11 protein-coding genes are annotated in these 15,068 nt (G+C 38.9%); 5 read left to right on the forward strand and 6 right to left on the reverse strand.

The window, feature by feature from the left end; genetic code table 11:
* Positions 1-102: 102 nt before the first annotated feature.
* From ATE92_RS11935 to ATE92_RS11950, 4 genes are all read right to left on the reverse strand, one after another.
* A complete protein-coding gene (locus tag ATE92_RS11935; protein ID WP_100803934.1) occupies positions 103-588 on the reverse strand; it encodes a ferritin-like domain-containing protein in 486 nt (161 codons plus the stop codon).
* 157 nt (positions 589-745) lie between these two features.
* On the reverse strand, positions 746-2,020 hold the full coding sequence (locus ATE92_RS11940; RefSeq protein ID WP_100803935.1) for a hypothetical protein: 1,275 nt from the start codon (positions 2,018-2,020) through the stop codon (positions 746-748).
* Positions 2,021-2,043: 23 nt separating this feature from the next.
* Entirely contained in the window at positions 2,044-3,246 is a 1,203-nt protein-coding gene (locus tag ATE92_RS11945) for an FAD-binding oxidoreductase (RefSeq protein WP_100803936.1), read from the reverse strand.
* Between the two features lie 116 nt (positions 3,247-3,362).
* Positions 3,363-5,408, reverse strand: coding sequence for an HD family phosphohydrolase (locus tag ATE92_RS11950; RefSeq protein ID WP_100804428.1), 2,046 nt, complete (start codon positions 5,406-5,408; stop codon positions 3,363-3,365).
* A 167-nt stretch (positions 5,409-5,575) separates the two neighbouring features.
* Here ATE92_RS11950 and ATE92_RS11955 point away from each other — a divergent pair, with 167 nt between their 5' ends.
* Entirely contained in the window at positions 5,576-6,754 is a 1,179-nt protein-coding gene (locus ATE92_RS11955; protein WP_100803937.1) for an acetyl-CoA C-acyltransferase, read from the forward strand.
* 24 nt (positions 6,755-6,778) lie between these two features.
* Complete coding sequence (locus ATE92_RS11960; RefSeq protein ID WP_100803938.1) at positions 6,779-7,528, forward strand: C40 family peptidase; 750 nt, start codon at positions 6,779-6,781, stop codon at positions 7,526-7,528.
* A 54-nt stretch (positions 7,529-7,582) separates the two neighbouring features.
* Here the strand turns inward: ATE92_RS11960 and ATE92_RS11965 are convergent, their stop codons facing one another.
* Both ATE92_RS11965 and gyrA read right to left on the reverse strand, forming a co-directional pair.
* Positions 7,583-8,851 (reverse strand): tetratricopeptide repeat protein, encoded by a 1,269-nt coding sequence (locus ATE92_RS11965; RefSeq protein ID WP_100803939.1) that lies wholly within the window; start codon positions 8,849-8,851, stop codon positions 7,583-7,585.
* Positions 8,852-8,863: 12 nt separating this feature from the next.
* On the reverse strand, positions 8,864-11,410 hold the full coding sequence (gyrA, locus tag ATE92_RS11970) for a DNA gyrase subunit A (RefSeq protein ID WP_100803940.1): 2,547 nt from the start codon (positions 11,408-11,410) through the stop codon (positions 8,864-8,866).
* A 262-nt stretch (positions 11,411-11,672) separates the two neighbouring features.
* On the opposite strand from gyrA, the gene ATE92_RS11975 reads away from it, so the two are divergent.
* From ATE92_RS11975 to ATE92_RS11985, 3 genes are all read left to right on the forward strand, one after another.
* Positions 11,673-14,225, forward strand: coding sequence for an ATP-dependent Clp protease ATP-binding subunit (locus ATE92_RS11975; protein ID WP_100803941.1), 2,553 nt, complete (start codon positions 11,673-11,675; stop codon positions 14,223-14,225).
* Positions 14,226-14,287: 62 nt separating this feature from the next.
* On the forward strand, positions 14,288-14,614 hold the full coding sequence (locus ATE92_RS11980) for a TraR/DksA C4-type zinc finger protein (RefSeq protein WP_100803942.1): 327 nt from the start codon (positions 14,288-14,290) through the stop codon (positions 14,612-14,614).
* 51 nt (positions 14,615-14,665) lie between these two features.
* On the forward strand, positions 14,666-15,043 hold the full coding sequence (locus ATE92_RS11985; RefSeq protein WP_100803943.1) for a hypothetical protein: 378 nt from the start codon (positions 14,666-14,668) through the stop codon (positions 15,041-15,043).
* Positions 15,044-15,068 lie beyond the last annotated feature (25 nt).

Here is a 15,068-nt window from a genome sequence, read left to right on the forward strand (position 1 = left end):
TACAAAAATGAGGAGTGCAAAGCTCCGTCTTGGGGAAGGCGGAGCTTTTTTTATGCATTGTAAATCATTCTCAAAAGACTACACTGAAATTTCAAATTTGGCTTATACCAGCGCTTCTTTATTCAATCTGCCTTGCGCTAATTTGTCAAGTTTATTATCGGCGTCATATTCTTCATTTAAAGTTGTTTGAAGTTTCTTAGCGATTCCGGAATAACCTAATTCTTTCGCAAATCGAACCGCCGTACCGTACCCCGAAATTTCATAATGTTCCACTCGCTGAGCACAGGCAATTAAACCGGCATCTTTAACATCCGGGTCTGCATTTTCGTTTATCATTCCATCACATTCTTCAATTAACCCCTCCATTGCATCACACTTTGTGTTACCGGGATTGATGTCCAGTTCGGAACAAATTTCTTTCATGCGTTCAAATTGAGTTTTAGTCTCTTCAAGATGATTGGCGAATGCTTGCTGCAGCTTTTTATCGGAAGCCGCTTTTACCATATTTGGAAGTGATTCCACTAATTGTTTTTCAGCGGAATACAAATCCTTAATTTCATGTTCGAATAATTCTGCAAGGTTTTTCATATTTTATTTTTTTAGTTAATAATTACATTAAAAATACCATTGAGAATAATTCCGGTAAAGAATTTTAAAACACTTTAACTTTAAGTGTTAATCGAAACTTAAACCATAAAACACATAGGTAGAATTTTGTCTTAGGAGAAGCCAAATTCAGTCTAAACTATAAATTACATTCAAAACATTTTAGGAGATTAGCGGGTAGTTTTATATCTACTGATCCTTCCAAGGGTTCCTTTAGAGGCCCTTGTTCATCAATTACTTTTTTGAATTCCAATGCGTAAATATGAAGATCATCTCTCCGGCTTTTAATTTTGGCTGCTATTTCATTGTTATCCAAGTCACGTATTTCTTTCGGCCACAATGATATGGCTTGAAGTATTTTCTCGTCGGTAAGATTTTTCTGAATAAATTTTGCTTCCTCTATAAAAATGGACGCTGATGTTTTTAAGAGAAAATACCGATCGAAAGCGTGAATCAATCCCGGCAAATAATCGATATCACTCTCAAAAGGTCGTAGATGAACCTCGATTTGTTTACTCGATATTAATGAGGGAATAAGTCCGTCAATATCAAAAAAAGCGTTGTCCCTATCCCCGGGTAGCACAATCGCCTTCAATTGGTCTCCCTGCTTTTGAATTACCCATCCCCATTGTTTCGAATGCCGATCCCAATCTCCAACAATGATATCCAACAATCTTGCGCGTACCAATGCATTTTCGTCAATAAATAGCTTATCGCCTACTTCGGCTTTTAATTCCTGTAAATCATCTGTTTCAAGAATTTCAACGACATTATCATAGTCAGACCAATTAGTTTTTCCTTCTGTTTCATATTCTAACCAGTATAATTTATTGCCATATTCTTTATTGAATTCTTCCAGCAATTCCTGTTTAGGCACAAAAACCATTTTCGGGTTTGTATGGAGTATTCCAAGGGTTTCGGCCAAGTGGGCAACAACGATTGCTCCGTAAGGGTGCTGGGCGGAAACACCGTCGATTATAACATTCTCAAGGCCCAGGGAACGAGCGTATCCCGGAATTAAAGGATCCGGATTTTTTGCAATACTACGCAAGGTATACATCGTTCCATCTTTCCTTTTAAGTTTTAAAGATTTTGTTTGTTTACCACCACCCTTTTCAACTACTTCCAATCCGCCTTCTAGATCTTCCAAAAAGACCACCGGCACTTTTACCGGTGTTGCCCATACATTGCGGTAATGTTCACCTTGAACTAATTTTTTTAACTCGTTGGCATCATACAAAGTAGTAGCTGCTATATGTACAGAGTCTACATTTTTAAAATTAACAGTTTCTATATTTTCCACATTGATCAAAATATCGGTTGAAGCCTTCTCATTAGTGCTTAAAACCGCACTATAAATCAATATCACAAATAGAATTATAAAAAATAATACGATGACAATTACTTTTTTCATGCTTCTGGTTTTGTTTCAATATACTATCTGTCAAATTTATAATACTCCAGGTATGGATGTGGATTACTCTCAATTGATGCTATAATTGCGTCTCTTGCCATCACGCTGAAGGTGATTCCATTACCTCCAAATCCTAAAATATAGTGTTCGTTTACCGATATGTCGGGTTTTCCAATATAAGGAAGTCCGTCTTTGGTTTCCCCAAAGGTACCGGCCCAGCTGTAATCCATCCGGAATTCAATATCACGAAAAGTTTTATGAAATAGTTGTTGTAGTTTTTTCTCTTTTTTGGGAATTAACTTATTTCTGGCTGTTGCATTTTTAAAGTCTTCATCTTCCCCACCGATAATGATGCGATTATCTTGTGTTGCCCTGAAATATAAGTAAGGAGACGACGTGTCCCAAAAAATATTGCTTTCGAATGCCTTTGGTAAACTTTCATAGGCCTCCGATATCAATGCATAGGTACTTTTCAAATCCACAATATCTTTGCTTAAGGTCTCAACACTTTCAAAACCCGTACAATGAATTACATGAGATGCAATTATTTCGATCCCTGTATCGGTAGTCAGCACTATTTTTTCGTCTTTCGATTTTCTTTTTACTATTTCAGTGCGGTCGTAGATTTTTAAGCCTTTTTTAAAATTGTATAATAGTAAATCCTGAGTGAATTTATACGGATTCATTACCGCACCCGATTTAGATTCGATCGCGGCAAGTCCTTGGGTGATGCCCAATTTTTTTATTCGCGATTCATTTAACCATTTCACTTCAAATCCATGAGCTTTTCTAGCCTGAAATTCATGCTCCAAAAAAGAAACATCCCTTTTGCCGGTTGTGAAATAGACACTATTTTTTCTTTCAAAGTCACAGTCACTCTTAATCGTTTTCACAATACATTCCAGTTCCCATATTGCCTTTTCACAATTTTGATAGCTTGCAACTGCGTTTGTATTTCCTACCTGTTCTATAAGTTGATGCAGAGGAACATCCACTTCATATTGCAGCATTGCAGTACTCGCGGCAGTGCTTCCGCTGCATACGTCTCTTCTGTCAATTAAAACGACTTTATAGCCATCTTCAATTAATTTATGTGAAATGAGTGCGCCTGTTATCCCTCCACCAATCACAATAATCGGTGTATTTAAATTTTCCCGAAGTGAAGGGTATGAATTTATCAACGCATCCTTGATAAGCCAAAAGGGTTCCTTAGATCGTAAGTTCATAGCAAAGACTTTTGTTAAAGTTATAAAGGCTTAAAATAATTTTCGGGAAGTTGGCAAAAGTTTAACTAGGAAAGTCCTGTATCATTAAAAAGAAAAGAAATGATTTAGCATTAGCTTTATTCCGGATATTCAACACGCAGGTGAAAGATGTTGTTGAGCTTCTTTTTCAAAACTTTTTTAATAGTCTGAATTTCCTTAAAAGTGACATTGGCATTTAAAAACTGCCCCTGCTCCATTTGGCCGTCGATAATTTTTTCGACAAAGGCATCGATTTTTGTAGATGTGGGATCCTTTAAACTTTTACTCGCGGCCTCCACACTATCGGCCATCATTAAAATAGCCGTTTCTTTTGAAAATGGTATCGGACCGGGATATCTGAAATCCTCGGGGTCTGCCGTGCCGCTTAATTCTTTTTCTTTTTTATAGAAATAATACACCAAACTGGTGCCGTGATGGGTTCTAATAAAATCGATTACACGATCCGGAAGCTTGTTTTTTCGGGCTATTTCAATGCCATCAATAACATGCGCTATGATTATTTTAGCACTTTCCTTAGGCGCTAATTCGTTGTGTGTATTAAAAGAGTTCACCTGATTTTCGGTAAAATTTGCCGGATTAATCATTTTGCCAATATCGTGATACAAAGCCCCTACTCTTACCAGCATCGCATTTGCGCCAATTTCATTCGCAGCTGCTTCCGATAAGTTTGCCACGTTGAGAGAGTGGTGAAAAGTTCCGGGTGCCTTATTAGACAATTCCTTCAGCAAGGTGCTATTTGTATCACTCAATTCGAGCAAGGAAACGTCTGAAACCAAACCGAAAATCTTTTCATATAAATAAATAAGCGGATGAGCAAACAAAGTCGCCAGACCACATAACACAAAATAACCGAAGGTCTCCCACTTCAGCAATTGAATATTTCCCTCCTGAATAATGAAGAATGCAAAATAACCTATGATGTATATAAACGTAATTTGCCCCACCGAAATAAAGAGGTTGGCTCTTTTATACAATTCCGAAACGGTTAGAATTGTCACAATTCCCGCAATAATCTGAAGGAAAAGATATTCGAAACTATTAGGCACCACGAAGCCCAGTAACAGCAATGTGAGTACGTGTACAAACAGCCCCAATCGCGGATCGAAAAAAGCTTTTATCACTATGGGAAGTATACAAAGTGGCACCACATACACATAATCTGCGTTCATTTTAACAACGATTGTCGTTAAAAAAACCATCAATACTATATTGAAAAAGATAAACGTGACCTTGGTGTTGTGATAAAATATATCCGGCCTGTATTTTTTTAGGAATAAAAACAACATTAAGAAAACAAGAGAAACCAACAAAGAATAACCTACCAGGAGCCACAGATAATTAGATTTGCTCCAAACTTGCGATTGGTATTCGGCTTTTAAGGAGTTTAAAATATGGTACTTATCCCCTTCCACTACTTCTCCTTTCGCGATAATTCTACCACCCTTTTCAATAATTCCTCTGTTGGGATTAATAGCTTCTATTTCGGTGGCGACTGCATCTTCAGTTAGTTTTGAGTTGAGTGTGACGTTGGCCTGCGCAGTCCTGGCTAATATTTTCTTTAAAAGTTCTTGAATATCGTTAGCCGAAGATTCAACGGTTAATGCAATTATTTTCCTGTTAAGATTTTCCTTTTTGTGTATTTGAGCATAGGTGATTTCTTCAACTTCATTGTTGTCCTTCAAATAGACCAGTTTCTCGTCGGCATAAGGATAGACCACTTCTGTAAGTCCATGTTTATAAACTTCATCTAATAATTGATTTCCTAAGTTGCGCGCTTTGGTTTTAGATGTTTTATATAAGCTGTCAACGTAGGTTTGTTCAAATAATTCAAAAAATGCGCGTTTGCTTTCCTTCGGAATATCACTGTCATATTCAAAGTAAGGAACGGCATTGGCTTTTATAGCTTCCACCTCCTTGTCTATAGTCGCGTTGTCCTTTTTTATAGTAAAAGTAAAGGGTGCATAGAGGTTTTCATATTGCCATGGCTTTCCTTTTTGAAAATTGTATTTAAATTGACCGCCTTTCGGAAGCAAATAGATAATCAATACCGTAGCTGCTATAAAGAGTAATACCTTATAGATATACGACTGATTTTTAGTTAAAATCGAAAAGAAATTGTTCATATACAATATTGTAAAGGTAAAGGTATAAATATCGACCAATTAATCGGCAACCCTGCATGCCTAAAGATTGATAATTAAGTTTTAAATATGTAAATTTGCGCTTTCTAATTCTGAAGGATATTTATCAGGAATTAGTATTATTTTAAAATATAAAATACCACATTCCAATGAGTAAAAAAGTTGTAATTGTTGCTGCGGCACGAACTCCAATTGGGAGTTTTATGGGAAGTCTTTCATCGTTAACTGCTACCCAACTTGGGGCAACGGCAATAAAAGGCGCTTTAGATAAAATTAAACTCGATCCATCATTAGTTCAGGAAGTGTATATGGGCAATGTTGTTCAAGCCGGTGTTGGACAAGCACCTGCTCGTCAGGCAGCCTTGGCTGCGGGGATTCCCGATTCGGTTCCTTGTACCACCGTTAATAAGGTATGTGCTTCGGGGATGAAGGCTGTAATGCATGCAGCACAGGCAATTGCCTTAGGTGACGCCGATGTTATAGTGGCCGGTGGCATGGAAAGTATGAGTAATATTCCACATTATGTTCATATGCGTAACGGTGTGAAATTCGGCCCTTCGACCTTGATAGACGGAATGCAAAAAGACGGCTTGGTTGATGCTTACGATCAGAATGCCATGGGGGTTTGTGCAGATGCATGTGCCACCGAATATAAGTTTTCACGTGAAGATCAGGATGCCTTTGCCATACAGTCCTACAATCGTTCCGCCAAAGCCTGGAGTGAGGGAAAATTTAAAAATGAAGTTGTGCCTGTGGAAGTCCCACAGCGCCGTGGAGAACCCGTGATTGTTTCGGAAGATGAAGAGTACAAAAACGTACACATGGATAAAATTCCATCACTTAGACCTGCTTTTACAAAAGACGGAACGGTGACTGCAGCAAACGCATCGACAATTAACGACGGTGCCGGAGCCATGATTTTAATGAGTGCCGAAAAGGCTGCTGCACTAGGATTAAGCCCTCTGGCCACGATTAAAAGTTATGCAGATGCGGCACAGGAACCTAAATGGTTTACGACAGCGCCAGCTGAGGCTTTGCCAAAAGCACTTGCCAAAGCAGGCATTGGTCTGGATGATGTTGATTTCTTCGAATTTAATGAAGCATTTGCGGTTGTTGGATTGGCTAATATGAAAATTTTAGGATTGAATGATGCCAACGTAAATGTGAACGGCGGTGCAGTTTCATTGGGACATCCACTTGGATGTAGTGGAGTTCGAATTCTTATCACTTTGCTGAATGTGTTGGAACAAAATAATGCCAAGATTGGTGCTGCTGCCATTTGTAATGGAGGTGGTGGTGCTTCTGCAATGGTAATTGAAAGAAACTAATCCAAGCTACCGAGGATCGCCCAAATGAATTATGGCATTTGTAATTTAAGTATCGTCCCTTTACGTGTAGAAACTTCCGATAGAAGTGAACTCGTGAGTCAGGTGTTGTACGGAGAGGTTTTTAAAGTGCTGGAAATTCGAAAAAAATGGAGTCGCATTCGCTTGAGTTTCGATTCGTACGAAGGGTGGATAGACAACAAACAATTTACTTTTATTTCTGAAGAGGAATACGACCAGACAAAACAAGAATCCCCGGTCTATGCTTCAGATTTGGTGGATTTTATTACAACCGATAAAAAGCAACTGCTTTCCATCTGTATTGGCAGCAATATAAATTCAGCAAAATTACTGGGACATATTTTCGAAGGTAAATCGATTTCAAAAATAGCTCCAAAAGCAGCGCTTGTTGAAACATCCTTACTTTATTTAAACACACCCTATTTATGGGGTGGAAAAACTCCTTTTGGAATAGATTGTAGTGGTTTTACCCAAATGGTCTATAAATTGAATGGTCATCGTTTGCTTCGCGATGCAAGTCAACAGGCAACACAAGGCGAGCCTCTTAGTTTTATTGAAGAAAGTGAGCCGGGTGATTTGGCCTTTTTCGATAATTCGGAAGGAGCCATCGTCCATGTGGGTATTATTATGAGCGATAACTATATTATTCACGCACATGGGCAGGTGAGAATTGACCGGTTAGACCATACAGGAATTTTTAATGCCGAAAAAAGAACTCACACCCATAAGCTAAGAGTTATAAAACGTATCATATAAAAAAAGCCTTCCGAAATATCGAAAGGCTTTTTTATATTTTTATTGAAATAGAATTTACTCTCCTCCTTCTAACGCTTCAACCTTAGCCTTCATAGCAGTGGCTTTGGCGTCTTCACCTACTTGAGTGTAGATGTTCATAAGGGTTCTTGCAAAATCTATATCCTCCGGACGCAAACGCACGGCAGCTTCCAGATACGGAATAGAACTTCTTTGAATTTCGGTTAATTTTGCTTTAAGAATATCATAACGCTTGTAGTCTGCGTTAGAAGTTCCCAACCCATTCATTTCGGTTACCAATGGCGGCTGCATATCTAAAATCATTGAAGCCATATTGATATTGGCTCCAACATAATTTGGATCTAACTCAAGAGCCTTTTTGTAATATTCCATTGCTTTTTCAGTGTTCCCGCTTTTATTTGAAGTTACTCCAAGGTTAAAATAGAGTTCAGGATTATTCGGATCCTTACTGATAAGCTCAGAAATAAGTTCCTGATATTTTGCTGAATTACCCATCTTATATTGTAAATCGGCTTCAGCTCTAATTAATCCGGCATCATTTGGATTAGTACTTCTTAATTTTTTCAGCAGGGTTAAAGCTTTTTCCGAATTACCTGTTTCTGCATACATTACCGTTAAATCATTCAGAAAATCTTCCTGCTTTGAAGGAGAATTTCTGGTCACAGGCTTTATATGGCTGCCTCCTTTTACCATCAAATCACGTTGGGTTTTTGTGTCAAAAACTTCTTCCATACCTGTTTCCATACTTGTTGCGACATATTGCTCCTTTATATCGGTATATCCAACATCCAACAAGGTTTCATAATAGGTAATGGCCGTTTCATAGTCCTGAGCGTTTTTAGCACTAATCGCAGCGTTTGCCAAGAATATGGTGTCCTGTTTACTGGCACTGTAGATTGCAAAATACTTTCCTGCAGCCGATTTATAGTCTTTAGACCTAAAATCCTTAATAGCCATCTGTTCCATCTTGCTTTTCAGAATGGTAACTGCATCCGAATAGCGACTGTCTTTTGAAGCTCCCGGATCAATTTCAAGGGCTTTTTGAAGATCACTACCCGCCTTAGAGAGCGCTGCAAAATCTGAAGATAAATTATTCATTCTCGCTTCTGCTCGCGTTACGTAAAAGCTAACTTTTTCGTCGGTTTCTGCGCTACCAAGCATTGGCTCGGCTTGTGACAATAATGTCATAGCCTCTGTGTAATCCCCGGACTTAACCGCTTTTTCTGCTTTTTTAATTTCCTTCTTCTGACCAAAACTCACTGCAGTAAGCAGTATAAGTCCGGTTACTAAAAATACTTTTTTCATTGTTAAACTAAATTATTCGTTGATATCGGTTTGTGTTTCTTCGTTGTCTAAATCGGTTTGTTGCTCATTCATATCAATTGTAGTGCCATCCTCCAATTCATCTTCGACATTTACCTCATCTTCATCATGCATTACTTTGGCGACAGCTGCTATGGCATCATCATCACGTACTTTAATAAGTCGTACTCCTTGTGTTGCACGCCCCATAACTCTTAAATCCTCTACTGCCATTCGAATAGCAATACCCGATTTATTGATAATCATTAAATCGTCCTGATCACTAACATTCTTGATAGCCACTAATTTACCGGTTTTTTCGGTAACATTAATGGTTTTTACACCTTTTCCGCCTCGATTGGTGATTCGATAATCTTCAATACTGGATCTTTTACCATATCCATTTTCAGCAACCACCAAAATATCGGATGCTTCATTTTCAACGGCAATCATACCAATTACTTCATCGTTCTTATCGGCCAAAGTTATACCTCTCACCCCTGAAGCATTTCTACCCATAGGTCTTGTTTTTGCCTCTTCAAAACGAATGGCTTTCCCGGAACGCACGGCAATCATCACCTGACTGAAACCGGTAGTTAATTTTGCTTCCAGTAATTCGTCATCTTCCCTAATGGTAATGGCGTTGATTCCATTGGTACGCGGACGAGAATACTGCTCCAATGGAGTTTTCTTCACCTGACCTTTTTTAGTTGCCATAATTACATAGTGACTGTTTATGTAATCTTCGTCCTTCAGATCCTGAGTACAGATAAAGGCTTTTACCTTGTCGTCTGATTCAATATTTATTAAATTCTGAATAGCTCTGCCTTTTGAAGTACGGCTTCCTTCAGGAATTTCGAATACACGCATCCAGAAACATTTTCCTTTTTGCGTAAAGAACAACATATATTGGTGGTTGGTTCCCACGAAAAGGTGCTCCAGGAAATCCTCATTTCGCGTGGCTGAAGCTTTTTGTCCTACACCTCCTCTATTCTGGGTTTTGTATTCGGTTAGGGAAGTACGCTTAATATACCCTGCATGTGAAATAGTAATTACCACTTTTTCATCGGCAATTAAATCGGTAATACTTACGTCGCCACCTGCATATTCAATGGTAGAACGACGCTCATCACCGTATTTAGACTTAATTTCGGCCAATTCTTCTTTAATAATCCCCATACGACGCTCCACTTTGGCAAGAATGTCCTTATAGTCATCGATGGTTTTCATTAATTCTTCGTACTCACTACGCAGTTTGTCCTGTTCCAGACCTGTTAACTGACGTAATCGCATTTCTACAATCGCCTTGGCTTGTATTTCTGAAAGCTCGAAAGTTTTCATCAACACTTCTCTGGCTTCATCTGCGTTGGCGGAAGCCCGAATCAATTTTATTACTTCGTCAATATTATCGGAAGCAATAATCAATCCTTCCAGGATATGCCCTCTTTCTTCGGCTTTACGCAACAAATACTCAGTACGCCGCACTACCACTTCGTGACGGTGCTCTACGAAATAATGAATCAACTCCTTCAAATTGAGCATTTGAGGACGTCCTTTTACAAGGGCAATATTATTTACACTAAAACTCGATTGCAACGCCGTGTACTTGTACAGCATGTTCAATACTATATTTGGTATCGCATCTCGCTTCAGTATATATACTATCCGCATTCCGTTTCTATCCGATTCATCCCGGATATTCGAAATACCTTCAATTTTTTTATCATTTACTAGATCGGCAGTTTTTTTAATCATATCTGCCTTGTTCACCTGATACGGAATCTCATTTACAATAATGCATTCCCGCCCGGCAACCTCTTCAAAACTGGCTTTCGCACGCATCACGATACGACCTCTCCCAGTGTGAAATGCTTCTTTTACGCCTTCATACCCATAAATGACACCTCCCGTAGGGAAATCGGGTGCTTTAATATGTTGCATCAACTCATCAATGTCTATATCGTTGTTTTCGATATAGGCGATGGTTCCGTCTATTACTTCAGAAAGGTTATGCGGAGGCATATTGGTTGCCATTCCAACCGCAATACCGGAAGCCCCGTTTATAAGAAGTCCGGGGACTCTTGTAGGTAAAACCGTAGGTTCGTGAAGGGTATCATCAAAATTCAACTTATGATCTACCGTTTCCTTGTCGATATCGGCAAGCATGTCTTCGGAAATCTTTTGCATACGCGCTTCGGTATAACGCATTGCCGCCGGACTGTCACCATCTATCGATCCAAAGTTACCCTGCCCGTCAACAAGCATATAACGGAGACTCCATTCCTGTGCCATACGCACCATGGCATCGTATACAGAAGTATCACCATGTGGATGATATTTTCCTAATACTTCTCCAACAATTCTAGCCGATTTTTTATGAGCTCCGGTTGCTCTTACACCCAGCTCGTACATTCCAAATAATACACGTCTGTGAACAGGTTTCATACCATCCCTTACATCCGGTAGTGCACGTGACACAATGACCGACATTGAATAATCAATGTAGGCCGATTTCATTTCATCTTCAATGTTAATTGGGATTAATTTTTCGCCTTCAGCCATAAATATTTTTCTTTAATTTTTAGTTGTCAAACTTAACGGGCAAGATACACTATTTTGCAAGTTTTAATAGGGGTTTCAGCGTGTAAAATTCACGTTTTTATTAACAAAATTTCGCCTGAAAATCGTTAATAACTATCAGGAGTTATCCTTTGATTTTAGTAAGTTTTTTTGTCCTTTTACTACTGAACAGTTAAATGAGGTATGATTTTTGTCTCGACTATAAGTAAAATTACTATTTTTAGAGTTCCCAGATATAAAAAGTATGGATGATAATTTTTCCCCAAGAGTAAAAGATGTAATTGCATATAGCAAAGAAGAAGCGCTGCGATTGGGTCACGATTTTATAGGCACCGAGCATTTAATGCTGGGTTTGCTTCGTGATGGCAATGGCAAGGCGGTCACCATACTAAATGCACTGGACGTTGATTTAAATCACCTTCGCAGAAAGGTAGAAATATTGAGTCCTGCAAATCCAAACTCCGATACAAACGAAAACGATAAAAAGAACCTACATTTAACCCGTCAGGCAGAAAGAGCGCTTAAAACAACCTTTTTGGAAGCAAAATTGTTCCAAAGTTCCTCTATCAATACGGCCCATTTGCTACTTTGTATTCTTAGAAATGAGAACGATCCTACCACAAAGTTGCTCAATAAAATGAAAGTGGATTACGACGGTGTTAAAGATCAATTTAAACTTATGATTGCAAACGACGAAGATTATATAGACAGCCCTACCAGCGAATCATTTCCTAATGACGATGACGCTGCCCCCGAAGATACTTCGAAGGAAAATTTATTCGCCTCAAGTACTACTAAGGGAACAAAAAAATCTAAAACCCCTGTTTTGGATAATTTTGGAAGGGATTTAACAGCAATGGCTGAAGATGGAAAACTGGATCCTGTTGTGGGTCGCGAAAGTGAAATACAACGAGTTTCTCAAATTCTTAGCCGTAGAAAAAAGAACAATCCATTACTTATTGGTGAACCGGGAGTGGGTAAATCGGCGATCGCCGAAGGCCTTGCCTTACGAATTGTACAACGTAAGGTGTCGCGAATATTATACGATAAGCGAGTGGTAACCCTCGATTTGGCGAGTCTTGTTGCCGGAACCAAATATCGCGGGCAGTTTGAAGAACGCATGAAGGCGGTGATGAACGAACTGGAGAAGAACGACGACATTATTCTTTTTATAGATGAAATCCATACCATAGTTGGTGCAGGTGGTGCAACAGGTTCTCTGGATGCATCCAATATGTTTAAACCGGCTTTGGCAAGGGGAGAAATTCAATGTATTGGAGCGACTACTTTGGATGAATACCGACAGTATATTGAAAAAGACGGAGCCTTGGAGCGTCGTTTTCAAAAAGTCCTTGTAGAACCCACTACAGTAGCCGAAACTATCGAGATTCTTCATAACATCAAAGACAAATACGAAGCACATCACAATGTGCAGTACACAGATGCTGCCTTGGAAGCTTGCGTAAAATTGACAAATAGATATATGACCGAACGTTTCCTTCCAGACAAGGCTATCGATGCCTTGGACGAAGCTGGATCACGTGTTCATATCACCAATATTCATGTCCCTGAAAAGATTTTAGACATCGAAGGCAAACTCGAAGAAGTTCGTGAATTAAAAAATTCTGTCGTAAAAAAACAGAAATATGAAGAAGCTGCCAAGCTTCGCGATGATGAGAAAAACCTCGAAAAGGAACTAGCAACTCAACAGGAAGCCTGGGAAAAAGAATCAAAATTACACAAGGAAACTGTCGATGAAGAAAATGTAGCTGAAGTGGTTTCTATGATGACAGGTATTCCCGTAAATAGAATTGCACAGACAGAAACAACCAAACTTGCCGCTCTTCCCGACCGAATTAAAGGAAAGGTTATTGGACAAGACGAAGCAGTTGCCAAGGTTGTAAAAGCCATTCAGCGAAACCGTGCAGGCTTAAAAGATCCTAACAAGCCCATTGGGTCGTTTATCTTTTTAGGCCAGACAGGTGTTGGTAAAACACAATTAGCGAAAGTATTGGCAAGAGAGCTATTCGACTCGGACACCGCTTTGGTGCGGGTAGACATGAGTGAATACATGGAAAAATTTGCAGTGTCGCGCTTAATTGGCGCGCCTCCGGGCTATGTAGGTTATGAAGAAGGCGGACAACTTACCGAAAAAATAAGACGCAAGCCGTATGCAGTAGTTCTATTGGACGAAATTGAAAAGGCACACCCCGATGTATTTAATATGTTGCTTCAGGTATTGGACGATGGTCAGCTCACGGATAGCTTGGGAAGAAAAATTGATTTTAAGAATACCATTATCATTATGACTTCCAATATCGGGGCCCGGAAATTGAAAGATTTCGGACAAGGGGTAGGTTTTGGAACATCAGCCAAAGAAAATCAGGCAGATGCAAACTCAAAAAGCATTATTGAGAATGCGCTGAAAAAGGCTTTTGCCCCCGAATTTCTGAATCGTGTAGACGACGTTATGGTGTTCAATCCGTTGGATAGAGATGATATTCATAAGATTATTGATATTGAACTGGATAAATTGTTCGAAAGAATCAATGATTTGGGATACGATCTTAAATTAACCGAAAAAGCAAAAGATTATATCGCAGACAAAGGTTTTGATAAAGAATACGGTGCACGGCCTTTAAATCGTGCTATTCAGAAATATATTGAAGATGCCTTAGCCGAAGAAATAATTAATTCGAACCTGCAGGAAGGCGATGGGATACTTATGGATCTGGATGAAAAGAAAGACGAGTTGACAATCAAAATTAAGAAACAGAAGAAGACTACAGAGTCCTGATTCGATCAAATAATGTAAAGAGTTGGCGCCTGTTTGAATAAAGCAGGCGCTTCTTATTAGATATGACAGAGAAGGAACAGATACAATTGCGAATTGAAGAGGAATTACTTGAAACGGCAAAGCTGGTTGAAAAATACCGCGAGCTTTCAAAACCTATTGCTCCTGAAAATGCTATAGGCCGCATATCGCGTATGGATGCTATCAATAATCGAACTGTCAACGAAAATGCGCTTCGTAAAGCAGAACTAAAATTTAAAAATCTAAAGGTGGCTCTCACCAAGATTCACGATTCGGACTTTGGCCTTTGTATTCGGTGTAAAAATGCCATTCCAATTGGAAGAATATTACTCATGCCCCAGGCCATTACTTGTGTGAATTGTGCAAATTAGTTGTCCGTTTCTTCTAATTTTAATAACTTGAAGACATAAAACCCGAGGAGAATGCCAATCACACTAAACTTTATATTTGGAAAAATAGAAGTATTCCCAAATTATGTAATTGCCGTTATGAAAGAAGGGGTTACGGTCAAGCCCGAATACAACGCAGAACTTATAGCGATTTCAAATAAATATTTTGAAAACCGTCCTTTTGCCTATATAACCCATCGCCTAAATTCATATTCGGTAGATCCCAGAACCTATATCGAAACATCCAAAATTGAAAATCTTGTAGCCTTTGCAGTGGTTTCAAACAAAACAATAAACATTTCAAACTCCGAATTGGAAAAAATATTTCTAAAAAAACCGTTTGACCATTTTGATAACTTGGAAGAAGCGATTGATTGGGTTACGGAAGTTGTTGCAAATGTGAGTGCCTAAACGATTTCCAATCTCGGCAAGAATC

Origin of the sequence: Ulvibacter sp. MAR_2010_11 (assembly GCF_002813135.1) — a bacterium.
GTDB lineage: Bacteria > Bacteroidota > Bacteroidia > Flavobacteriales > Flavobacteriaceae > Altibacter.